19 protein-coding genes and 1 tRNA gene are annotated in these 23,424 nt (G+C 63.3%); 14 read left to right on the top strand and 6 right to left on the bottom strand.

What is annotated here, in order from left to right:
- The first annotated feature begins 116 nt into the window (after window positions 1-116).
- A complete protein-coding gene (locus tag NKI41_RS11535) occupies window positions 117-674 on the top strand; it encodes an HNH endonuclease (RefSeq protein ID WP_023677956.1) in 558 nt (185 codons plus the stop codon).
- Between the two features lie 151 nt (window positions 675-825).
- Here NKI41_RS11535 and NKI41_RS11530 read toward each other — a convergent pair whose 3' ends face one another.
- Both NKI41_RS11530 and NKI41_RS11525 read right to left on the bottom strand, forming a co-directional pair.
- Complete coding sequence (locus NKI41_RS11530; protein WP_352471383.1) at window positions 826-1,344, bottom strand: disulfide bond formation protein B; 519 nt, start codon at window positions 1,342-1,344, stop codon at window positions 826-828.
- Between the two features lie 29 nt (window positions 1,345-1,373).
- Window positions 1,374-1,961 (bottom strand): YqaA family protein, encoded by a 588-nt coding sequence (locus NKI41_RS11525; protein WP_352471381.1) that lies wholly within the window; start codon window positions 1,959-1,961, stop codon window positions 1,374-1,376.
- A 456-nt stretch (window positions 1,962-2,417) separates the two neighbouring features.
- Here NKI41_RS11525 and NKI41_RS11520 point away from each other — a divergent pair.
- From NKI41_RS11520 to NKI41_RS11480, 9 genes are all read left to right on the top strand, one after another.
- A tRNA-Leu gene (locus NKI41_RS11520) sits at window positions 2,418-2,502 on the top strand.
- A 615-nt stretch (window positions 2,503-3,117) separates the two neighbouring features.
- On the top strand, window positions 3,118-4,584 hold the full coding sequence (locus NKI41_RS11515) for a SidA/IucD/PvdA family monooxygenase (RefSeq protein ID WP_352683059.1): 1,467 nt from the start codon (window positions 3,118-3,120) through the stop codon (window positions 4,582-4,584).
- 24 nt (window positions 4,585-4,608) lie between these two features.
- Window positions 4,609-5,784 carry an acyl-CoA dehydrogenase family protein gene (locus NKI41_RS11510; protein ID WP_352683057.1) on the top strand — a complete coding sequence of 392 codons (1,176 nt, stop codon included), beginning with the start codon at window positions 4,609-4,611 and terminating at the stop codon, window positions 5,782-5,784.
- Window positions 5,785-5,797: 13 nt separating this feature from the next.
- The gene (locus NKI41_RS11505; protein WP_352683054.1) at window positions 5,798-7,153 is read left to right on the top strand and encodes an LLM class flavin-dependent oxidoreductase; all 1,356 of its coding nucleotides are present in this window, start codon (window positions 5,798-5,800) and stop codon (window positions 7,151-7,153) included.
- A 7-nt stretch (window positions 7,154-7,160) separates the two neighbouring features.
- Window positions 7,161-7,502: a DUF3088 domain-containing protein gene (locus NKI41_RS11500; RefSeq protein WP_352683052.1), complete on the top strand. Its 342-nt coding sequence runs from the start codon at window positions 7,161-7,163 to the stop codon at window positions 7,500-7,502.
- A 4-nt stretch (window positions 7,503-7,506) separates the two neighbouring features.
- Window positions 7,507-8,688: an acyl-CoA dehydrogenase family protein gene (locus NKI41_RS11495; protein ID WP_352471374.1), complete on the top strand. Its 1,182-nt coding sequence runs from the start codon at window positions 7,507-7,509 to the stop codon at window positions 8,686-8,688.
- Window positions 8,685-10,040, top strand: a complete 1,356-nt coding sequence (locus tag NKI41_RS11490) for an LLM class flavin-dependent oxidoreductase (RefSeq protein ID WP_352683050.1) — start codon at window positions 8,685-8,687, stop codon at window positions 10,038-10,040. Before NKI41_RS11495 ends, NKI41_RS11490 begins: the two co-directional genes overlap by 4 nt.
- A gap of 73 nt (window positions 10,041-10,113) precedes the next feature.
- Window positions 10,114-11,190, top strand: coding sequence for an LLM class flavin-dependent oxidoreductase (locus NKI41_RS11485; protein WP_352683048.1), 1,077 nt, complete (start codon window positions 10,114-10,116; stop codon window positions 11,188-11,190).
- A gap of 68 nt (window positions 11,191-11,258) precedes the next feature.
- Window positions 11,259-12,119: an NADPH-dependent oxidoreductase gene (locus NKI41_RS11480; RefSeq protein WP_352471369.1), complete on the top strand. Its 861-nt coding sequence runs from the start codon at window positions 11,259-11,261 to the stop codon at window positions 12,117-12,119.
- 31 nt (window positions 12,120-12,150) lie between these two features.
- Here NKI41_RS11480 and gcvA read toward each other — a convergent pair whose 3' ends face one another.
- Entirely contained in the window at window positions 12,151-13,161 is a 1,011-nt protein-coding gene (gene gcvA / locus NKI41_RS11475) for a transcriptional regulator GcvA (protein WP_352471368.1), read from the bottom strand.
- 342 nt (window positions 13,162-13,503) lie between these two features.
- On the opposite strand from gcvA, the gene NKI41_RS11470 reads away from it, so the two are divergent.
- Complete coding sequence (locus NKI41_RS11470) at window positions 13,504-15,099, top strand: ABC transporter substrate-binding protein (protein WP_352683045.1); 1,596 nt, start codon at window positions 13,504-13,506, stop codon at window positions 15,097-15,099.
- A 96-nt stretch (window positions 15,100-15,195) separates the two neighbouring features.
- A complete protein-coding gene (locus NKI41_RS11465; RefSeq protein WP_352683043.1) occupies window positions 15,196-16,791 on the top strand; it encodes an ABC transporter substrate-binding protein in 1,596 nt (531 codons plus the stop codon).
- Window positions 16,792-16,871: 80 nt separating this feature from the next.
- Here the strand turns inward: NKI41_RS11465 and NKI41_RS11460 are convergent, their stop codons facing one another.
- The gene (locus NKI41_RS11460) at window positions 16,872-18,311 is read right to left on the bottom strand and encodes an FAD/NAD(P)-binding protein (protein WP_352683041.1); all 1,440 of its coding nucleotides are present in this window, start codon (window positions 18,309-18,311) and stop codon (window positions 16,872-16,874) included.
- Between the two features lie 181 nt (window positions 18,312-18,492).
- On the opposite strand from NKI41_RS11460, the gene NKI41_RS11455 reads away from it, so the two are divergent.
- A complete protein-coding gene (locus NKI41_RS11455) occupies window positions 18,493-19,854 on the top strand; it encodes an LLM class flavin-dependent oxidoreductase (protein WP_502893705.1) in 1,362 nt (453 codons plus the stop codon).
- Complete coding sequence (locus NKI41_RS11450) at window positions 19,851-20,942, top strand: rhodanese-like domain-containing protein (RefSeq protein ID WP_352540164.1); 1,092 nt, start codon at window positions 19,851-19,853, stop codon at window positions 20,940-20,942. The genes NKI41_RS11455 and NKI41_RS11450 overlap by 4 nt, the downstream gene beginning before the upstream one ends.
- 36 nt (window positions 20,943-20,978) lie before the next feature.
- Here NKI41_RS11450 and NKI41_RS11445 read toward each other — a convergent pair whose 3' ends face one another.
- Complete coding sequence (locus NKI41_RS11445; RefSeq protein ID WP_352683039.1) at window positions 20,979-22,151, bottom strand: FAD-dependent oxidoreductase; 1,173 nt, start codon at window positions 22,149-22,151, stop codon at window positions 20,979-20,981.
- 93 nt (window positions 22,152-22,244) lie between these two features.
- Entirely contained in the window at window positions 22,245-23,423 is a 1,179-nt protein-coding gene (locus NKI41_RS11440) for an acyl-CoA dehydrogenase family protein (RefSeq protein ID WP_352683037.1), read from the bottom strand.
- Window position 23,424: the final 1 nt, after the last annotated feature.

Below are 23,424 nucleotides of genomic sequence, written 5' to 3'. Positions count from 1 at the left end.
CATTGAAATCATGCGTTTTTGAGACCCGGCATGATCGACAATCCGCTTCACATCCCTGTCATGTCGGGCTTACAGTATCCGCGCCGACCGGTTCTAGGGTGAAGGAGGTCAACGACGTGACGGTTGCCGTATCTCCGGATGGGCTTCCAGCGCTGGTGCTGAACGCGGATTACCGTCCGCTCAGCTATTACCCCCTGTCGCTCTGGTCCTGGCAGGATGCCATCAAGGCGGTGTTCCTCGAGAGGGTGAACATCGTCGCCGAATACGAACACGCCGTCTCTTCACCGACCTTTTCGATGAAGCTGCCGAGCGTCGTCAGCCTGAAGGCTTACGTGAAGCCGTCGAGGCATCCGGCGTTTACCCGTTTCAACGTCTTCCTGCGTGACCGTTTCCAATGCCAATATTGCGGCACGCCGGACGATCTGACGTTCGACCATGTCATTCCTCGCCATCGCGGCGGCGCCACGACCTGGGAGAATGTCGTCGCTGCCTGCTCGCCCTGCAATCTGAGGAAGGGCGGCATGATGCCGGCCCACGCCAAGATGTGGCCGCTGCAGAAGCCCTACCAGCCGACGGTGCATGATTTGCATAATAACGGCCGGCTGTTCCCGCCCAACCATCTACACGAAAGCTGGATGGATTATCTGTACTGGGATGTCGAACTCGAGCCGTGAGATCATCCGATAATTCGGGAGGCTGGCCGTCTGAAGCGATTTTCTGCGCTTCCGATGCTCACGGACCAATGTCCGCTCCGCTTCGGTTCTCGGCAATCACTCCACCCGACTCAGCCTGCCGAATTCTTGGATGATCTCGTGTCGCGCTAAATCAGTCGCGGGCGAAGGCGCTGCGGAAGGCTACGACTGCCAGGACAAAGCTGGCGATGGCGTTCCAGCCGGCCAGCGACAGGCCGAGGATGCGGAGCGCCGCCTTGTCGCAGGAGGGCGGGACGAATTTGTCGAGCGCATCGAGCACGCCCTTGCCGCCGGTGTCCACCGGCCCGGCGGCTGCGGTGCAATCGGTCGGGCCTGGCCACCACGCCCATTCGACGCCGGAGTGATAAACGCCGAGATAGCCGCCGTAGAGCATCAGCAGGCCGCCAATGGCCAGCAGGCCACGGCTTACCCAGGCTGGCGCCTGAAGAGCCGACGCAAGCACCGCCAGCAGCATCAAGGGCACGCCGACGTAGTAAGGCGTGCGCTGCTCGAGGCAGAGCTTGCAGGGGATGTAGCCGCCGAGATACTGGAAGGCCAGCGCCGAGCCGACCGTGGCGGCCATGGCGACAGCGAGGAACAGGGCGGTGCGCAGCCGCTGGCGTCCGGTATCGGTATTCACGGTCGCTGTCATCGGGCTCAGTCCATTCGGTTCGATGCCGTTCAGACGGCGTATTTGACGACGATATAGAGCAAAATCAGGGCGGCGGCGGCGGCGCCTGCAATCTGGCCAAGGCGCTTTTCGATGAAGTGGCGGATCGGCTCGCCATAGCGGCGCAAGAGCCACGCGAGAAACAGGAAGCGAGCACCGCGCGCCACGATTGCCAGCACGATGAACAGCAGCAAAGGAACACCGATGACGCCCGACAGGATCGTCACAACCTTGATCGGCGGCAGATGGGCGAGGCCGGAGGTGACCAGCATCAGGATGATGAAGCCAACACCCGATGAGACGCGCATCGCCTCGAACTCGTCATATTTGCCATAAAATTCGAGGATCGGCCGCGCCATCGCATCATAGGCATAATGGCCGATGAACCAGCCGGCGATGCCGCCCAGCACCGAGGCGACGGTGGCGACCAGCGCGTAACGATAGGCGCGATCCGGCCGCGACAGCGCCATCGGCAGATAGAGGACGTCGGCCGGCACCAGGAACACCGAGCTCTCGACGAAGGCGATGAAGGCCAGCCACCATTCGGCGGATTTGCTCGCCGCCAGCGACAAGGTCCAGTCGTAAAGTCCGCGAAGCATCGGCACTCCTAATGCACGCCCAAACCAGAAGCGGTCTTGGGATCACGACATGTACAAACAAGACTTGGAAGCGCCCAGCATCAACCTCGTCGGACGAGGTGCGCTTCAATGACATGCGCCGCCTGTCTAGAAAGATTTTCCGCGCTGCACAATGGCAGCTGCTTCACGAAATCGAAAGGCTGAGGCTTGAGCGAGCCCAGATGTCGGGATTTGGCCAGTTGACGAACAGGCCTCCAACCGTATAGTCCGCGCCCATCCAGGCCGCCCGGCCTGAGCCCCTATGGCGGAATTGGTAGACGCGCTCGACTCAAAATCAGGATGCGTCTACCGTCAGCCCGCAGGGTAATAGGATTGGAGGTCAATGGGTTAGGAGTTAAGAGCCGCTTAATTCTCGAACTGCCACCCTCTGCGTAGGTGCAGCATGAGAGCGTTGAGAGGTAAATGAGTTAGCGCCTTGCGGGTGTGGTGAAACTGGTAGACGCGCTGGATTCAAAATCCAGTTCCGAAAGGAGTGTCGGTTCGAGCCCGACCACCCGCACCAACTATCGGCCAACAAACTTTGAGAACGGCAGTCATTTCACCTGTCGCGCCAGAGTTCGAATCGTGTCGGCCGCCCACCTCCACCAGGATACTCCGCAATGTCCGGTGATGGATGGGACAGATCAATACATAAAATCAATATGTTATGAGAGATCGTGTGCAAAAACTGCACACGAAAGGTCCGCTACTCTTCTGGTTTTCGTTCCTGCGATGGAGTAGCCGACGGGCCTCTTGGGACGCCTGTTGAGTAGCTGCGCTGTCCTATCCTGCGAGGACCGTTGCTGGTGTATCCGCGATCTGCCGTCTTTCAGATGGCGGACGTCACCCATGTCGGTCGACCAAGATCAAGCTTGATCCCGCTGACCACGCGACGCCGCTGATGTGCTCGACACCAATGCCCGACTGCGTCGGCGCATTACGCGTGAGCCGTAAGAAATAAAATGACCAGTGCGCTTGAGCCCGCTGCAATATCAAAAAGATGCTCCGGCTTCAGGGAGGCCACACGCGCCGCCCATTCGTCGGCTGTGAAAGCGCGTCGTCGCAATGCAAGTGAAAAAAACTACCGACCAATCAAAGCGAACATTTCTGGACTGTTTGCCGACCGAGGCGGAGTTTGATGAGCTCAACTTCAGCCGGGACCGAAATGGCCTTACCGACCGATCCAGATCACCACGCCCGGGAGACGCTCCGGCTGATCGGCCCCGATCCGCAGAACTGGGTGCCGGACCGGGAAGGCATCGACCACAATGTCTTCATCGTTGGCGGTGGGCAGACGGGGGCGACCTTTGCCTTCGCGTTGAGGCGTGCCGGCATCGGCAAGGTTACTGTCGTCGACGCGGCACCGGATGAAAGCAAGGCCGGCATCTGGTTCACTCATGCACGGATGAACCGGCTGCGAACGCCGAAGGGGCTGCCGGGACCGGAACTCGGTCTGCCAGGCCTGAGCTTTCAGTCATGGTATGAAGCCCGTCATGGTGTGGAAGCCTATGCCGGTTTCGACCGCATCGCGCGGACGGATTGGGCGAGTTACCTGAAATGGTATCGCGACTTTCTCGGCATCGGCATTCGTTACGGCACGCGTCTCATTCGCATCGAGCCGGATGGCGGGCATTTTCGCCTCCACCTCGGAGCCAACGGCACGCCATCGGTCGAAACGGCGCGCAAAATCATTCTGGCCAATGGCTTTGGCGGCAGCGGCGGTCCAGTGATACCGGCGGTACTTGCCGCCTTGCCGCGGGGCCTTGTCGCACACAGTTCAGCGGCAATCGATTTTGCCTCGCTCAAGGGCAAGGCAATCGCTGTCGTCGGGTCGGCGGCTTCGGCATTCGATGCGGCCGGAGCTGCCCTTGAGGCCGGCGCGAAATCGGTGCGTCTCTTTGCCCGCCGCAACAGCATTGCCAGTGTGCCGATCAACCGCGTGCGAAGCTATCCCGGCGCCTATGACAATTATCCTCGGCTGCCCGATGCGGTGCGCTGGCGCCAGGCATTGCGCTTCCGCGAGGCCGGTTCAACGCCGCCGCTCGATGCGGTGGAGCGGGCGGTGCGGCACCAGAATTTTCATCTCTATCTCGGTGCCCCTTGGACAAATGCGGATGTCGAAGACGGCCAGGTCGTCACCGATATCGCAGGCGAGACGTTTGCGTTCGACTTCGTCGTCGCCGGCACCGGCTATTTCGCCGACCCGACGCGCAAGCCTGAGTTCGCCGATTTCGCCGCCACCATCCGGCTATGGCGAGACCAGTACGCGCCGCCGGAAGCAGAGCTGGATGAATTTTTCGGCGCCCATCCCTATCTCGGCCTCGGCCATGAATTCCTCGAGAAGGCGCCGGGCGAAGCACCGTTCCTGAAGAATATCCATGTTTTCAATCCCGGCGGCTTCGTCAGTTTCGGCCTGCCGATTGGCGATGTTCCGTCGATCAGGCGCGATGTACCGGCCGTGGTGGCGCGCATTAGCCGCGATCTCTTCCTCGCCGATCTCGACAGCCATGAGAGCCGCATAACCGGGAGCCATCCGGCCGAGTTCGGCGAAGACGCCTATGCCGCTTCCGTCTGGCAGCCGGCGCAGACCATCGCGGCGGAATAGGCATTTTTCGATGGACAAGCGCCGATGACCTTCAGCCCTGACCTTTCTGATCCGTTCGTCGCCACGGCGGTCGAACTGCGCGATATCTTCGATCGGGATGCCGTGGCGCGCGACAAGGCCGGCGGGCGGCCGGTCGAGCAAATCCGCCTGCTGAAGGAAAGCGGCCTGCCGTCGGCGCAGATTCCCAAGCGCTATGGCGGCAAGGGCGCACCCTGGCTGTCGGTGCTGCGCGTCGTGCGCGAATTCGCCCGCACCGACGGCTCGCTCGCCCATCTCTACGGATACCATCATCTGCCGCTCAATGGCGTGCTGTTCCGTGGCACGGAGGCGCAGAGGGACCGGCTGCTGACACGCTCGGCAAGGGAGAACTGGGTCTGGGGCAATTCCGGCAACGCCATGTCGAAGACGTCGACGGCCAGGCGCAACGGCACGGGCTGGATCCTGAGCGGCTTTCGGCCGTTCTCCTCCGGTTCACACATCGCAGACTACATCCAGGTTGCCTGGGAGGACGGCCAGGATCGACTAGCGGCAGCGATCCCGGCTGACCGTGAGGGCATCGTCATCGAGGATGACTGGGATGGTGTCGGCCAGCGGCAGACCGGCAGCGGCAAGGTCACGTTCAAGGACGTGCATGTCGGCGACGACGAACTGATTGGCTCGCCCGCGGTGCCGCTGACGCCGTTCCAGACGCTGACGTCACTGTTCCAGCAGGCGGTCCTGCTCAACCTGTTCGTCGGCAGCGCGCAAGGAGCGCTGAGCGAAGGCCGCGACTATACGGTCTCGCAATCGCGCCCCTGGGTCTATTCCGGCTATGAGAAACATACCGACGATCCGTTCGTGCAACGCAAATATGGCGACCTCTATATCCGCACGCTCGCGGCGGCCGAACTGGCCGATGTAGCAGCATGCGGCCTCGATGCCGCCTATGGCCAAGGCGAGGCGTTGACCCTGGAGCAGCGCGGGCAGACGGCGATCGATCTCGCCACCGCCAATGTCTACGCCGGACAAATCGGCCTCGACGCGTCGAGCGAGGTTTTCGAGGTGATGGGCGCCCGCTCAGCCACCAAGGCCAATGGCTACGACAGGTTCTGGCGCAACGTGCGCACGCACACGCTGCACAATCCGGCCGAATACAAGAAGCGCACGATCGGCACCTGGTTGCTGACCGGGGAATTCCCGGCCGGCGGACTGTACCGCTGAGGAGGCGAAAAAAATGGCCAGGCGCAAGGACAAGCTCAAGCTGGGAGCGTTTCTGCTCTTCACCGGTCACCATGTGGCGGCCTGGCGCCATCCAGCGGCAGGCGAGGGGACCAGCCTCGGCGACTACGTCGAACTTTCCCGGCTGGCGGAAGCGGCCAAAGTCGACGCGATCTTCTTTGCCGATGGCGTCGCGGCGCGGCTGAGCAACCTCGAGGCCGCCAGCCGCAAGGCGCATAGCGGCGTCTATCCGTTCGAGCCGATCACGCTGCTGTCGGCACTGTCGGCTGTGACCAGGAACATCGGCCTCATCGCCACGGCGTCGACCAGTTTTTCCGATCTCTACAATCTGGCCCGCCAGTTCGCGTCGCTCGACCATCTGAGCGGCGGGCGCGCAGGCTGGAATCTGGTCACCTCTTCCGATCCGGAGGCAGCGTTCAATTTCGGTCACGAGACGCATATCCAGCATGGCGAGCGCTACGACCGCGCCGAGGAATTCGCCGATGTCGTGCTCGGCCTGTGGGACAGCTGGGAGGATGACGCCTTCCCGCGCGACAGAGCAAGCGGGCGCTATTTCGACAAGGACAAACTGCATGTGCTGAACCACAAGGGCCAGCACTTCAAGGTGCGTGGTCCCCTGAACACGCCGCGAACGCCGCAAGGTCGTCCGGTCGTGGTCCAGGCCGGCGCGTCGGGTCCGGGCAAAGAGCTGGCGGCTCGTACCGCGGAAGCGATTTTCGCCGCGCAGATCACGCTCGACGAAGCCACCGCCTTCTATGCCGACGTCAAGGGCAGGCTCGGCAAATATGGCCGCTCGGAGGATGACCTGAAAGTCCTGCCAGGCATTTTCCCGGTCGTCGGCCGCACTGAAGCCGAGGCGCGGGGGAAGTTCGAACAGCTGCAGGATCTCATCCAGCCGGAAGTCGGCCTCGGTCTGGTCTCGGCGCTGGCCGGCGGCTTCGACCTCAGCGCCTATCCGCTCGACGGGCCGGTGCCGGATTTGCCGGAGACCAATGCCGGCAAGAGCCGGCAAGCGCTGGTGATCGATCTGGCGTGGCGCGAGAACCTGACGATCCGGCAGCTTTATCTGCGCATCGCCGGCGCCCGCGGCCACTGGCAGGTGGTCGGCACGCCGCAACAGATCGCCGACACCATGGAAGAGCGGTTCGAGAATTACGGCGCCGACGGCTTCAACATCATGGCGCCGATCATGCCCGGCGGCCTGAAGGATTTCATCGAGCTGGTGGTGCCGGAACTGCGCCGCCGTGGCCTGTTCCGCGACGAGTATGAGGGCAGCACCTTGCGCGACAATCTCGGCCTGAAGCGACCGGCAAACCGTTTTTCGCGGCATGCCGCGGCAGCTGCGGAATAGGCCGGCAATGGCGCGCGACACGCTCTTTCTCATCCAGCCGGGTTTCGCCGACCCAAATCAGCCGGGCCAGACGTTCGTCTGCCCCTATTGCAACCAGGTTGAGGGATTGCTCGCAGCCTTTCCCGATCTCGCCGCCAGACTCGACGTTGAGCGCGTGCCGTTTTCGAGGCCGAGAGGCAAGGTGATCGACGCGCTCGGCGAACGGCACCAGTCGCTGCCGGTGCTGATCATCGGCAGCAATCCGCCCGCCGACTTGCCGACGGCCAAGGGCAAGGTCTTCGCCGATGACACCAGGCGCATTCTTGCACTGCTTGCCGAGCGCCACGGCTTTCCGCATCTGCATGAGTGACAGCATGACCTTCGATCCTGATACCTCCAATCCATGGATCGCCAAGGCGGCCGAGCTGCGCGAGATCTTTGCCCGCGACGCGGTCGAGCGCGACCAACTTGGCGGCAGGCCCGTCGAGCAGATACGGCTGCTCAAGGAGAGCGGCCTGCTCACCATCGTCATTCCCAAGGAATTCGGCGGCGCCGGCGAACCCTATTCGACGGCGCTGAAGATCGGCCGCGAGTTCGCCAAGGTCGACGGCTCGATCGGCCATATCTATGGCTACCATTTCAGCGCATTGATCGCCGCCAGGCTCAACTCGGACGAGCCGCGTTCAGCCGATCTGCTTCGGCGTTCGGCTGCCGGCGACTGGTTCTGGGGCAACACCGGCAACAGCTTTTCCAAAACGCTGTTCGGCCGCAAGGATGGCGAGTGGACGATCGTCAATGGTTTCAAACCCTTTGCCTCCGGCTCGCATGTTGCCGATTATCTTTCGACCTCGTGGGAGGACGAGAGCAGCGGCGAGAGGAAGTTTGCAGCGATCCCCGCGGACCGTGAAGGCATCACCGTTCTCGATGACTGGGACGGCATCGGCCAGACGCAGACCGGCAGCGGCAAGGTCGCCTACAAGGACGTCAGGATCCACGACAGCGAGTTGGTGCGCGGTTGGGTCGACGCGTCGTTGCCAATCCGCACCATCGGCCCGCTGCAGCAGCAGAGCGTGTTGCTCAATGTCTTTGTCGGCACGGCCCAGGGCGCGCTGCTGGCGGCGCGAGATTATACGCTCAACAGTTCGCGGCCGTGGATGTATTCCGGCGTCGAGCGCCATATCGACGATCCATGGATCAAGCGGCAGTATGGCGAGCTGTGGGTCAAGACGCGGGCGGCGACGGCGCTGGCCGATCGCGCGGCGGCGGCGATCGATCATGCGATCGCGCGCGGCAAGGCGCTGACCGAGCAAGAACGCGGTGAGGCGGCGGTTGCCGTCGCCGCGGCCAATGTGCTGGCAGGCGATGTTGCGCTCGAAGTCACGACCGAGATATTCGAGGTCATGGGTGCCCGCTCGGCGGTGCGCAAATACGGCTTCGACCGCTTCTGGCGCAACGCACGCATTCACACCTTGCACAACCCTGCCGAATACAAGACCCGCACCGTCGGCACCTGGTATCTGACCGGCGCATATCCCGAGCCCGGCGTCTTTCGATGAGCGGCCGGCAGCTCCATCTCAACGTCAACATCCTGCATGCCGGCTTCTCGCCGGCGGCATGGCGGATGGACGGCGTCGACCCCTATGCCGCCTTCACCGTTGACCACTATGTGCAGGTGGCGAAGATCGCAGAGCGCGCAAAGCTCGACGCCGTATTCCTTGCCGACCAGGCGGCGATATCGGACCGCATTGACTATCGTCCGATCACGTCGCTGGAGCCGACCATCGTGCTGGCGACGGTAGCCGCCGCAACCGAGCGCATCGGCCTGATCGCCACCGCTTCAACCAGCTTCAACGAGCCCTACAATATCGCCAGGCGCTTCGCGACGCTCGACCATGTCAGCGGCGGACGCATCGGCTGGAACATCGTCACCACGGCCGATCCCGCCTCGGCCCGCAATTTCGGCCTCAACGGTGCCATCGATCATGGCCGGCGCTACGAGCGGGCCGCGGAATTCGCTGACATCGTCAAGGCATTGTGGGACAGCTGGGAGGACGATGCCTTCATCGGTGATGTCGCCAGCGGGCGCTTCGTCGATGCAACCAAGGTTCACGCCATCGACCACAAGGGCGCACATTTCTCGGTGCACGGGCCGCACAATGTGCCGCGTTCGCCGCAAGGGCATCCGGTGGTCGTCCAGGCCGGCGGGTCCGATGACGGCAAGGACCTCGCCGCCCGCCACGCCGAAGCTGTGTTTTCCGCATCGCAGTCTTTCGAGGAAGCGCTCGGCTATGCGCGGGAACTTAAGGCGCGTGCCGTCGCCTATGGCCGCACCGGCGGCGTGCCGCTCAACCTCGCCGGCCTAGCCACCATCATCGGCAGCACCGAGGCCGAAGCGGAGCGGCGGCAAGGAGAGCTCTGGGACCGCATCCCGCTCGACTACAGCCTTGGCCGGCTGTCCGGCGTGCTCGGCATCGATCGCGAGCGGCTGAAGCTCGACGAGAAGCTGCCAGAAGGGATTCAACTGCCCCCCAATGGCGGCCACACCTTCTTCAAGGCCACGCTCGCGCTCGCGCGCAGCAACGATTTCACCGTTCGCCAGCTGATCCGGGCGCTGAACGGCAGCACCGGCCACCGCACCATCGTCGGCACGCCCGAGCAGATCGCCGACGATATCGAAAGATGGTTTGTCGCCGGCGCCGCCGACGGCTTCAACCTGATGCCGGACGTGCTGCCGACCGGACTGGAGGTCTTTGTCGATACGGTGGTGCCGATCCTGCGCCGGCGCGGCCTGTTCCGCACCGACTATGAGGGGCGCACGCTGCGCGACCATCTCGGGCTTGCCAGACCCGAAAGCCGCTTTGCACCGCAGCCGCACAAGGCGCCAGCGCTGCATGAGGCCACCCATTGAATGGTCATCAAAATACAACGGAGGGGAAGGTCCTGCCATTGACCTCATGCCCGGCCAAAATACAGGCCCGACAATGAGCGCTGATACCGAGTTTCTTTGGTACATCCCGAACCAGGTCGATCCCGGTCACCGCGGCGAGCCGGCCGTCGAGGACCACAACAGCCTGGAGACGCTGACCAGCCACGCGAAGGCGCTTGAGGAATACGGCTGGAAGGGCGCGCTGATCGGTACCGGCTGGGGTCGGCCCGACACTTTTACTGTCGCGGCCTCGCTCGCCGCGCGGACCACCTCCTTCGAGCCGCTCATCGCGATCCGCCCGGGGTACTGGCGGCCGGCGCACTTCGCATCCGCCGTAGCCACGCTCGACCAGCTGACCGCCGGTCGCGTGCGTATCAACATAGTGTCAGGCAAGGACAACCTCGCTGCTTATGGCGACAGCGAAGGTGACCAGATACATCGCTATGCCCGTACCAGAGAGTTCATCCGCCTGGTTCGCAGACTTTGGACTGAAGAGAACGTGACCTTTGCGGGCGAGCACTTCCAGGTCACTGGCTCTACCGTGATGCCCCGCATCCATGTCCGTGGCGATCGTCGCCATCCCAAGCTCTACTTCGGCGGCGCGTCGGAGGCGGCGGAGCGGGTGTCGGCCAGCGAGGCGGATGTCCAGCTCTTTTGGGGTGAGCCGCTCGACGGCGTCCGGGAGCGGATCGAGCGGCTCAAAGCCTTGAGCAGGGAACTCGACCGAGACCTCCCGCCTCTGGAGTTCGGGTTGCGGGTCACCACGCTGGTCCGCGACACCGCTGGGCAGGCCTGGGCGGATGCAGAAGCGAAGGTCGACGAGATGGCCAAGGGCCAGGGAGCCGGCTGGAACGATCACGGTCGGGCGGTAGCGGTGGGCCAGCAGCGTCTGCTCGATCTGCACGCGCGCGGCGAGGTGCTGGACGACAATCTCTATACTGCGCCGGGCAAATATGGCGGCGGCGGCGCTGGCACCACCTGGCTGGTCGGCTCGGCCGCCGACGTCGCCCGCTCGCTCGGCAGATACCGGGATCTGGGCATCACGCATTTCGTGCTCTCGGACACGCCGTATCTTTCCGAGATCAAGCGGCAAGGCGATCAGTTGCTTCCGCTTTTGCGCAACGGGGCCTAAGCCGCGCTTCTTGAATGACCTGGGGTCGTCAGAACACCGAATAAGCCAGATTGCCAGTAGGGAAGACGATGTCACAGCCGGCCGCCTTCAGCATCCGCCCTTCCGACGCTGACCTGCGTGGTGAAGCGGCGCTACGGCGGCGTTATCGAGCGCCGCAAAGCGCGCATACCGGAAGCTGGAACGAAGCCCTCGAGGCGATCCTTTCGCATCGCTCGGTCCGCAATTATCTCGCCAAGCCTCTTCCCGAAGGGACGCTGGAACTGATCGTCGCCGCCGCCCAGTCGGCGCCGACTTCTTCCAATCTCCAGGCGTGGAGCGTCATCGCAGTCGAGGATCCGGCGCGCAAGGCGCGGCTTGCCGAACTGGCGGCGATCAATCGCCATATCGAGCAGGCGCCGCTGCTGCTGGTCTGGCTGGCCGACCTGTCGCGGCTGCGCGCCATTGCCGAGGCAAACGGCCGGGTGGGCGAGGGGCTCGATTATCAGGAGAGCTTTCTGCTGGCCGTGATCGACGCCGCACTTGCCGCACAGAACGCCGTGGTGGCGACCGACGCGCTCGGGCTCGGCTCCTGCTACATCGGCGCGATGCGCAATCATCCGCAGGAGGTGGCGCGCGAACTCGGCCTCCCGCCGGAAACCGTGGCGGTGTTCGGCCTGACCGTCGGCTATCCCGATCTCCTGGCTGCGACTGACATCAAGCCCAGACTGCCGCAGGCTGCGGTGCTGCACCGCGAGCGCTATCGATCAGAGCCCGATCCGGACGATCTTGCAGCCTACAACCAGAGGCTTCGATTATTCCAGCAGGAGCAGGCGATGCCTGTGGTGGACTGGACAGAGTTGGTTTCGAACCGCATCGGCAGCAAAGCAGCGCTGAAAGGCCGTGATCGCCTGGGCGAAGTGCTCAAAGCGCTGGGCTTCAAGCTCAAATAGGCGCGCGCCTGCTCGCGAGACCGCGGCGAGGCTATTCGGCCGCGATAATGGCGATGCGCGCCGGAAGCGCCGCCGGCGGTGGGACGTCGAGAGCGCCGAGCTGGCGCGCCTCGGCCTTCAGCCAGCCATGAAAGCGCTCGACCGTCTCCAGCTTCGCCTTGTGCGGCGTCGTCGCAAAATAATAGGAAAACTCGACCGGCTGCGGTGAGCCGAATGGACTGACCAGACGCCCCGCGGCGAGGTCAGGCTCGGCCAGCCGGAATTTGCCGAGACCGATGCCCTTGCCGGCAGCAGCTGCGTCGAGCACCAGTGACGATTGGCTAAGCCGTATACCGCCCTCGACAAAGCGGCCGGACAGGCCGTTGGATCTCAGCCAGCCCTTCCAGTCAGGGCAGCTTGGATCGCGTTCCGGACCGTCCTCATGCAGGATCGGTGCGTCACGCAGCCCCTCCGGCCCGCGATAGAGACCGTGCATGCGAGCAAATTCCGGGCTGCAGACGGGCAGCACCGCTTCCGAAAACAGCCGTTCCGTCAGCAGGCCGCTATAGGCGCCCGACCCGTAGCGGATGACGCAGTCGACGTCTTCGCTGGCAAAATCGGCAAGCCTGGTCGATGCGTCGACCAGCACTTCTAGGCCGGGTACCGCGTCGCGCAGTGCGTCGAGGCGCGGGATCAGCCATTTGCTGGCGAAGGAGGGCGCGACCGACACTTTGATCGGCGCATCCTCCTCGTCGCCGGAAATCCGCGCGACCGACTCGACAACGACGTCGAAAGCCTCGGTGAGGCCGGGCATCAGCGCCTGGCCGGCCGACGTCAGCAGAAGCTCGCCACGGTTGCGATGGAACAGCGGTTGACCGAGGTGATCCTCGAGCAGGCGGATCTGCTGGCCGATGGCGGCAGGCGTCACATGGAGCTCTTCGGCCGCCCGCGTAAAGCTCAGGTGGCGGGCGGTTGCGACAAAAGCGCGAAGCGACGTCAGCGGCGGAAGCCTCGCCAGCGTCGGCCGCAGCTTCCTTGATTTTGCGCGAATGAGATCGACCATGGAGCGCATTCAACACGTTCAGGCTGGGCGCGACGAGGGCGGGCTTTGCGCCAAAGTGCCCGGTGGAAAATTTCGTTTGCCGCAGCGTCGCGGCAGCGGGAACGGAAATCTAAAAAATCGTAATGTCTACAATTCTTGTAGAAATAAGATCGGAGCGCTGATTTGGGCGTCGAGCAGCTTTGCCAGATCCTGGAATGAAACGGTCGTGCGAAGCGGTGCTTTCGGCAGACGATAGAAAATCATTCTTCCGGTTTTGCGGCGTGGCAGGGATCATCGCGTCGAGGCGCCGGAGTGTGTTCGGCCGCCGGATGCCATCGTAGCCGTTTTCCGGAGCTCAAGGCCATGTCTGTCAATCGTCGTCATTTCAACCAGCTGCTGTTGCTTGGCGGTGCGAGCTTCGCATTGCCCGGGGTTTCCTTCGCTGCCGAAGGAACGCCGGTCCAGGGTGGCACGCTCAACTGGGCCTACTATCCCGACCCCACGTCGCTGATTGCCATCAACACCTCGTCGGGCACCGGCCAGGCGATCGGTCCCAAGGTGAATGAAGGTCTGCTTGATTTCGCCTATGACCTCAGCCCGAAACCGCTGCTGGCGACGGAGTGGTCGATCAGCGATGACGGCCTGCGCTACACCTTCAAGCTGCGCGACGGCGTCAAATGGCATGACGGCAAGGACTTCACGTCGGAAGACGTTGCCTTCACCATCTTCCGGCTGAAGGAGGCGCATCCGCGCGGCCGCATCACCTACCAAAACGTGACCGTGGTCGAGACGCCCGATCCGCACACCGCCATCATCGTGCTTTCAAAGCCGGCGCCCTATCTGATCACGGCACTGAGCAGCTCGGAATCACCGATTGTGCCGAAGCACGTCTACGAAACGTTCAAGCCGGCGGAACAGCCGAAGCTCGAACAGACGATCGGCACCGGTCCCTTCATTCTCAAGGAATGGGTGCCCGGCAGCCATCTGATCTTCGACCGCAATCCGGATTATTGGGACGCGCCTCGGCCCTACCTCGACCGCATCGTCCTGCACGTCATCCTCGACCCGGCCGCGCGTTCGGCGGCTCTTGAAACCGGCGAGATCGATATCGGCGCCAATCCCGTGCCGCTGGCCGACATCGAACGGCTGAAGGCAAACCCCGCTCTGGTCGTCGACACCAACACCTACGCCTATTCCGGCCCACAGCAGCAATTGTTCTTCAATTACGAGAACGAAATCCTGACCAAGCGCGATGTGCGCCTTGCCATCGCCCACGCAATCGACCTGCAGAAGCTGGTCGACATCGCGCTCTACGGTTATGCGCAGGTATCGCCGAGCCCGATCAGCACGGCGCTGCCCAAATGGTATGACCCCAGCATCAAGGCGCGCGAGCCCGATACCAAACTGGCGGAGAAGCTGCTCGACGACGCCGGCTATCCGCGTGGCGCCGATGGGACGCGCTTCAAGCTCCGGCTTGCCTACAACGCGTTCCTGCCGGCGTCCTATGCCGATTTCATCAAGCAGTCGTTGGCGACGGTCGGCGTCGATGCCGAGATCCTCAAGCTTGACCTGTCGACGTTCCTGAAGACCGTCTACACCGACCGCGCCTGGGACTTGGTGGTCGAGTCGCTGTCGAACACCTTCGATCCGACGCTCGGCGTCCAGCGCGCCTACTGGTCGAAGAACTTCAAGATCGGCCTCGTCTTCTCCAACGCTAGCCACTACGCAAACCCCGAGGTCGACCAGATCCTCGAAGCCGCGGCAATCGAGCCCGACGAGACCAAGCGGCGCGAGCTCTGGTACAAATTCCAGCACATCATCCATGACGACGTGGTGTCGGTCGATCTGGTCGCCGCCGGCGCCCAGATCGTCGCCAACAACAAGGTCCGGGATTTTGCGCCCGGCGCTCAGGGGATCAACAACAGCTTCGCGCAGATATGGCTCGCGCCAAACGCCTAAGCGTTCTGCAAGCCCTCTGGTTGGGACCGGCGCGTGAAAACGACGATCCCGACTTTTCTCCATTAAAGATAAATCGCGCAATTCGGAGTACCGACCATGACCATCAATCGACGCCTGTTCAATCAGTTCCTGCTGCTGGCCGGCGCGAGTGCTGGACTTCCCGCCGGGGCATTCGCAGAAGACGCAAAGCCGGTGGCCGGAGGCACGCTCAACTTCGTCTACTATCCCGAGCCCAACCAGATCGTTTCCATCAACACCAGCGCTGGCGGACCGGCCACCATCGGTCCGAAGATTTTCGACGGCCTGCTCGCCTACGACTACGATCTCAATCCGCGACCGCAACTGGCCACCGAATGGTCGATCAGCGACGACGGGCTCGAATACGTCTTCAAGCTACGCCAGGGGGTGAAGTTCAGCGATGGCCATGATTTGACCTCCGAGGACGTGGCCTTTTCTATCTCCCGGCTGCGCGAAGCGCATCCGCGCGGGCGCATCACCTTCCAGAACGTCACCGACATCGACACGTCGGACCCGCATATCGTGAAGATCAAATTGTCGAAGCCATCCGCCGCCCTGATTTCGGGGCTGGCCGCGACGGAATCGCCTGTCGTGCCCAAACACATTTACGAGAAGCTGAAGCCGGCCGACGATCCGTCCTTCGAGCAGATCATCGGCAGCGGGCCGTTCGTGCTGAAGGAATGGGTAAAGGGCAGCCACATCCTCGTCGAAAAGAATCCGACCTATTGGGATGCGCCTAAACCCTATCTCGACCGGATCATTTTCCGCTTCATCACCGATCCGGGCGCGCGCGCCGCGGCGCTCGAAACGGGCGAGGTCGACATCGGACCGAACCCGGTGGCCTTCGCCGATCTGGAGCGTTTCAAGGCGCTGCCCCAATTCGTCGTCGACAGCACGGTCTTCGCCTATAGCGGCCCGCTGCACCAACTGATCATCAACCTCGAAAACCCGATCCTGAAGGAGAAAAAAGTCCGCCAGGCAATCGCACATGCGATCGATCTCGATGCGGTCAACGCCATCGTGTTCTACGGCTATGGCCAAGTGTCGCCGACACCGATCAGCGTCGTCAACAAGAAGTATTTCGATCCCGACGTGAAGGCCGCGACCGTCGATACGGCGCTGTCGGAAAAACTGTTAGACGAGGCCGGTTTCAAGCGAGGAGCGGACGGCATCCGCTTCAAGCTAAGGCTCACCAACAATCCCTACAATCCGTGGGGCTATGCCGACTTCCTCAAGCAGGCGCTGGCCAAGATCGGTATCGACGCCGAGATCCAGAAGTTCGACTTCGGCACCTATGTCAAAACCATCTACACCGACCGCACTTGGGACCTGTCGACCGAATCTTGCGGCAACATCTTCGACCCGAGCGCCGGGGCGCAGCGGCTCTACTGGTCAAAGAACATCAAGAAAGGGCTGCCGTTCTCCAACGGCGCGCATTATGAGAACCCGGAGGTTGACCGGTTGCTGGAAGCCGCATCGGTCGAGCTAGACGAGGCCAAGCGCAAGCAACTCTTCTTCAAGTTCCAGGAGATCATCGCCGACGAGTTGCCGATCATCAATCTGATCGCGCCACCGACCATCATCATCGCCCGCAAAACCGTCAAGAACTACGCGCCTGGCGCCGAAGGCCTGTCAGCGAATTTCGCCGACGCCTATCTCGACCCGAACGCCTAAATCGGCCGGGCAATCATGAGAGAAGGGCCGCATAGAGCTGCGGCCGTTTTCGTTTCTTCCATTTCGCAAAGCTGGTAACTTCAGGCCAAAGCACGCAGCCTTGGGCTGGCGCCGACTAGAAGGCCGGCAAGGGCTATGGCCTGCGCCAGTTGTTCGCCGATCGAGCTCGATTCCCAGGCGACGCCGCGCAGCGGATGGCCGATGGCGAACAGATTGCCATGGGTCTCGCCATCACGGGAAATCACCTGGCAGTCATGCGTCGCGTCGATGCCGAGGCCGGTCGCATGCGGCCTGACGATGCCGTTCTCGAGCAGGTTCTGGACGAATGGATCGGCGATCCGCCGCCAATCATGCTCCTGATGGCCGCGACAGTTGACGACGCCGTCGAAGCGCAGCCGTTCGACCGCGCCGGTATCACGCCAGCGGATTTCAGCGACGATGCCGTTTGCCTGCGGATGGAGTGCCAGCACCCGTCCCGCTCCACCCGTCCAACGGCCTTGGCTTCGCGCCAGTGCCACGCGCTCAAAGCTCGGTGGCGCCGCGCGGTGCGCGGTGACATCCCAGAAGGCGCGCAGATGGCGTGCGAACTTCAAGCGCTCCCTGTCGGCGGCGCCTTGCCACAAGGCCAGGATCCACGGCCGGATCGTCAGCGGCAGCCCTTGCCAGTCCAGGCCGGTGGTTTCGATTGCCCGGCGTTCGGCCTTGACCAGTGCGAGAAGCGCCCTGGTGGTTTTCGGCAGCGGCCGCCCGGCGAGGAAATCGCGCCACGCTTCCGCGTTGCGCCGAGGTTCGACGATCTGTCCGCGCCGCGACACGACGCGATAACCGCCCTTGAAGCCGCGCGCTTCCATGCTGGCGACGACGTCGACCATGCTGAGGCTGGAGCCGATCAGCAGCAGTTCCTTGCTGCCGGCGAGCCGATCGAGCGCCGCCGAATCCCAGGGATTGGCGACATAACGGGGATCGCCGACGACGGCTGCTTCCGTGGTGGACGGCTGGCTCTGGAACACCCCGGTTGCCAGTACCGCCTCATCCGCCAGCAATTGCTGGCTATCGCTGGTGCCGACGCATACCCCGGACGGACCCGTCAGCATGTCGACGGCGGATGCCTTGATGTGGCGCAGCGAAGAACGCGGATCTGCTTCTCTGATCGCTCTCGTCAGTTCCGACTGGACATAGCTGCCGAACAGCCAGCGCGGCGGGCTTGAGTCCGGGACATCCTCGGGCGGTGTCCAGCCGTGCTCCGGCCCATTCCCCATAAGCCAGCGAACGAGGTGATCGGGATCGTCCGGATGCAGCGAGAAGATGCGCGCCGCGCCGTTGACGAGGTGTTGTGGATCGACGGTGCTATAGGCAACGCCGCGACCGAGCTCGGCCCGGCGCTCGATGATGGTGATTGCCAGCGGCTCAGTTGAACGGTCGAGCAGCTTGATCGCGGTAACCGCGCCGGCAAAGCCGCCGCCAACGATGATGATTGAACGAGGGATCGAACGTAGCGGGGAGGAAGGGGTATGAAGCATCAAGAACCTTTGCGATGCCGGTGGTCGTGGCTCCAGCCCATCGCCCCGGCAACGATCATCGTGCTTTCCCGTAACCCGATGTCAAAAAACAATAATTGCCAGCTGACGAAAGGCATTCTTTCACTCAGCGGGTTTGGCAGGCGCTAGATAGGAACGCCCTTTGCGACCAGCCCGAGAACCGCTGATGACTGAAAATCGAAAGATAAGGCTTGGAGCCTTTGTTCGCGGACCGGGCCACCATGTCGCTGCCTGGCGCCATCCCGATGTGCCTGCCAATCCGGGCCTGAGCTTCCAGCACTATGCGGACGCCGCGCGCACTGCCGAGCGTGGCCTGTTCGACATGGTGTTTCTGGCCGACAGCCTCAGCGCGCGCAATGGCGAGCAGCCGATCGACACCTTCGAGCGCACCGGCCATGTCGTGCATTTCGAGCCGCTGACGCTTTTGTCGGCGCTCTCGACCATCACGCAAGGGATCGGGCTCGTTGCGACCGCCTCGACCACCTATTGGGAGCCGTTCCACTTGGCGCGGCTGTTCGCTTCGATCGATCATCTCAGCGGCGGCAGGACAGGCTGGAATGTCGTCACCTCAGCCGATGCGCCGGCGGCGGCGAATTTCAGCCTCGACCAGCATCCCGTTCATGCCGACCGTTACGCCCGCGCCGAGGAATTCGTCGCTGTCGCGCAGAAGCTTTGGGACAGCTGGGACGACGATGCCTTCGTCGCCGACAAGGCTTCGGGGATCGCCATCGACCGGCGCGGCATCCACGCCCCGGACCATGCCGGCCGGCATTTCCGCGTCAAGGGACCGCTCAACGTCGCTCGCCCACCGCAGGGCCATCCCGTCATCGTCCAGGCGGGCTCGTCCGATGCCGGCCAGCACTTGGCGGCGCGGACGGCGGAGGTGGTTTTCACCGCCCACCCGACCATCGAATCGGCGCGCGGCTTTTACGGCGAACTGAAAGGCCGGCTGGGCTCGTTTGGCCGCTCCGCCGACAGCTTGAAGATCATGCCCGGTGTCTTCCCGGTCGTCGCACCGACGCGCACGGAGGCCGAGGACAAGTTCGATGCGATCCAGCGCCTGGTCGATCCTGTGGTTGGTGTGGCGCTGGTTTCAGGATTGCTCGGCGGTGTCGATCTTTCCGGCCATTCACTCGACGGACCGTTGCCGGAACTGGGCAGTTCCGATGCCGTGAAGAGCCGCCTGAAAGTCGTTTCCGAATTGGCCGCGAGCCGGAACCTGACCATCCGCCAATTGTATCTCGCCGTTGCCGGCGCGCGCGGCCATTTCCAGATCGTCGGCACGCCAAAGGATGTGGCCGACATGATGGAGGAGTGGTTCGCCGGTGGCGCGGCGGACGGCTTCAACGTCATGCCGCCGATCCTGCCGACGGGCCTCACCGATTTTGTCGACCTCGTCATTCCGGAGCTGCAGCGGCGGCGTCTGTTCCGGACTGCTTACGAAGGCGGGACGTTGCGCGAGAACCTCGGCCTTGCGCGTCCGATCCGTGGCGCCGCTGAACAGCAAGAGAGGAAAGCATCATGAGCGACAGGACGATCGATTCGAAAATGTTTCGCCAATGGCTGGCGGATGGCGAAGAACTGGCGGTGCTAGACATTCGCGACAGCGCGACTGTCGGATACGCATCGCCGCTGTTCGCCACCAACCTGCCCGCGGCTCAGGTCGAGGCCGAGATCGACCGCTTCATCCCGCGCAAATCGGTGCGCACCGTGCTGGCGGACGACGGCAGCGGCGTTGCCGAGCAACTTATCGAACGACTGGTGGGGTATGGCCGTACCCAGCTGTTTTCGCTGAACGGTGGAATTCCGGAATGGACGCAAAGCGGCGTTGAAGACCTGCCGACCTTCGATACGCCGGGCGTCGATTTTTCGCTGGCGATCCGCGACGAGAAGGGGACCCCGGTCGTCAGCGTTGAAGAGCTCGCGGTGCTCAGAGGCCGAGGCGCCGACGTGGTGGTGCTCGACAGCCGCACGGTGGCGGAGTTCGAAAAGGACCATGTGCCGGGCGCCATCAGCGTGCCGGGCGCCGAGCTGGTGCTACGCTTCGCCGACCTGGTGCGTTCACCGGAGACGCAGGTTGTCGTCTCCTGCGCCGGCCTGCCGCGCGCCATCATCGGGGCGCAGACACTGATCGATGCCGGCGTGCCCAACCGGGTCGCCTATCTGCACGACGGCACCAGGGCATGGCGCGAGGCCGGTCTTGCACTCGAAACCGGCAAGACCGCAATCTATGGTCCGGCAAGCGAGGATGCCAAGCGTTTCGCCGGGGAGCACATCGCAAAGCTTGCCGAAGGCGACAGCTTTCCCCGCATCAATGCGGCCACGGCCGCAAACTGGGCGAAGGACGAAACGCGGACGACCTACCTGCTTGACGTGCGCACGCCCGACGAGTTCGCCGAAGCGCATATTCCGGGGTCGATCGCGTCTGAGGGCGGGCAGTTGCTCGGTGTCGCCTATCGCACCATCGCCGTGCGCGGCGCCCGCGTCGTGCTGATCGACGATCTGCTCGGTGTCCGCGCGGCGACGACGGCGCATTGGCTGCAGCGGCGCGGCTTCGAGATCGCGATCCTCTTGTACGACTTCCAGTCGACCAGCCTGGTGGAAGCGGCGTAGGGCAGGAGCACTGTCAGGCGATTTTTTCGGGGGCCACTATTCGGCGGCTTCCGATTGGCGGCGACGGCCCGCCAGCACGTTCTTCTGCATCGCCGTCAGCGAAGACCGCACGGCTTTGGCGCCGTGCTCCAGCATCTTGGCCTCATACTCCGACAGCGCCTGGAGAAGCGGCTTGTCGCCGCGTTTGGCGGCCACCAGCTCTGGCACCAGCAGCCCGGCGTCGTAGATCGCGGTGTTGCCGCCAAGCGCGCGAAAATAGGTCATGGCGTGGATGGCATCGCCAAGCAGCGTCACCGGTTTCGTCGGCCAGGGATCGACAGGTTCGGAGCTGTGGACATGAAGCAGCGCCACCGTCGATGGGTCGGTGTAGCGGATGAGGTTGAGGATTTCCGGGTGCCAGTGGGCGATCTTCGAGATCAGCAGGTCAATCAGTTCTGAACCGGAGAGCTTTGCCAGCGCGTCGTCTGTGGCAAGTTCGTCCTTTTCATAGGCGGTGTTCCACCAGACATAGCTGGTGGTGTTGTTGAAATGGAAGCCGGAAAAATCCTTGTGGGTGGCGTCGTCCAGCCCGATCAGTCCATGCTTTCGGAATGCGTCGACATTGACCCTGTGGCTGGTGACCATAAGCCCATGACCTTCGGTTGGCCTGACGCCGGCATTGTAGTCGAGTAGCAGCGGCGAGATCTGGTGAAGGGCTGCGGCATGCAGCGTCATCTTGCCGGCCAGACGCCTGACGCCGGTGTCGAAGCTTCGCGCATGCGGTACCAGTTGCTGGCGCACCCGCGAGCGGGCGCCGTCGGCACCGACCAGCACGTCGGCATGGATTGCCGAGCCGTCCTCGAAATGCGCGACGACCGAACCATCCGGCTGCTCGTCGTAGCGAGAGAAGACCTTGCCATAGCGCATGATGCCGTCGAGGCCGGACAACAGCACCTGGCGCAGCGTGATACGGCTTACCGATTTTTCGATATGCGTGTCGTCGGCCTCGCCCGGCGCGTTGCCGCCGCCCCAGGCATCCTCGCCCAGGATGTTGAAATTCTCGTCGAGCAGGATGTTGCGATCCGGCGCCTGGCCGAGCGTGGCGACAAAAGCGTCGTAGAGTTCCGGCGGCAAATTGGCGATCAGGGAATCGATGCCGCGCTGGCGGATGCGCAGACGAAAACCCTGGACATAGTCGGTGCGGGCGCGGTCCTTCTCGAAGACCGACACTGATGCCGTTCTTCTTCAGGCCTTGCGCCAGTGTCAGGCCGCCGGGGCCTCCGCCGATGATGGCGACTTCGACATGTTCTGTTGTCATGGCGCTCAACCGACCGCCGCGAGCTTGGGCTTGCCCGCGGCAATAGCCGGCGTCTCGGCCAACTGCCGGGCGATATGGCGGCTGAGCGTCGCCTTGGCGGCGATCGTGCGGATCATGTGGTTCTGCGGTGCGTGGGAACGGGCGGTCAGCGCATCACGGTGGTGGCGCTCAAGCTGGAAATCTCTGTTAAGGCCTGGATTGCCGGCAAGCTCCAGCGCCAGCGAGGTGACGGCAACGGCATTGTCGATGACGACATGCCTGACCGTCATGCCGTCGGTGCCCACAGGCCGGCCGGCGTCGACATCTTCGGCGAGCGAACGCAGCAGCCGCGTGCTGCTCGCAAGCCTGACCTCGATCTCACCGAGCCCTGCCTGGATGTGCGGCACGGTCGACAGCGGCGCACCAAGACTTGCCGGCGCGTGCGTGCTGACAAAGGAGACAAGCCGGTCACGGGCAGCACGGGCGGCACCGTGGTAGACAGCGCCGATCAGCGAAAAGAAGAACGCCGTCGCGCCTTCCTCGCGCCTCAGCGGCTCGGATGCCGGCTGCGCCTCGGTGATGTCTTCGGCAGGAACCGCAACATTATCCAGAATGATGTCGTCGCTGGCCGTCGCCCGCATGCCGGCGGCGTTCCATGTCTTTTCGACACGCAATCCAGGCGCGTCGGTCGGCACCAGGAATGAAGCCAGGCGGGGCTGCGGCTCGTCGGTCAGCGCCAGCAAGTTCACCCATTTCAGAATAGGAATGCCGGTGACGTAGTTCTTGTGGCCGGATATCCGCCAGACATTGCCGTCGCGCCGGGCAATGGTTTCGGGCGGCTTGCCATGGGCGGGCGAGCCAATCCGCGGCTCGGCTTGGGCGGCGTTGATCAAAGCAGGGCCAAGACGGCCGGCCTCGACAATCCGCTGAACCAGATGGCGCGGCCATTTTCCGGATTTCCGCATCGCATACTGGCTGTTGTAGTGCATGGCCAGCACCAGCGCCGTCGACGGCTCGCCACGGCCAATCTCGGCGATCACCGCCTGTGCTTCCGTCAGCCCGCCACCGAAGCCGCCATGTTCGCGCACCGTGACCAGGCCAAGCAGCCCCGCCTGGTGAAGCCGGTCGAAATTGGCGAATGGGAATTCCCCGGTCGCGTCGTGATGCGCGGCGGTCAGCGCGAAGTCGTCGGCAAGGCCGGCCACT

The organism is Mesorhizobium sp. M0601 (assembly GCF_040320845.1).
Lineage (GTDB): Bacteria > Pseudomonadota > Alphaproteobacteria > Rhizobiales > Rhizobiaceae > Mesorhizobium.
The sequence above is the reverse complement of the archived record's forward strand: the minus strand, read 5'-3'. Positions and strand labels throughout refer to the sequence as shown.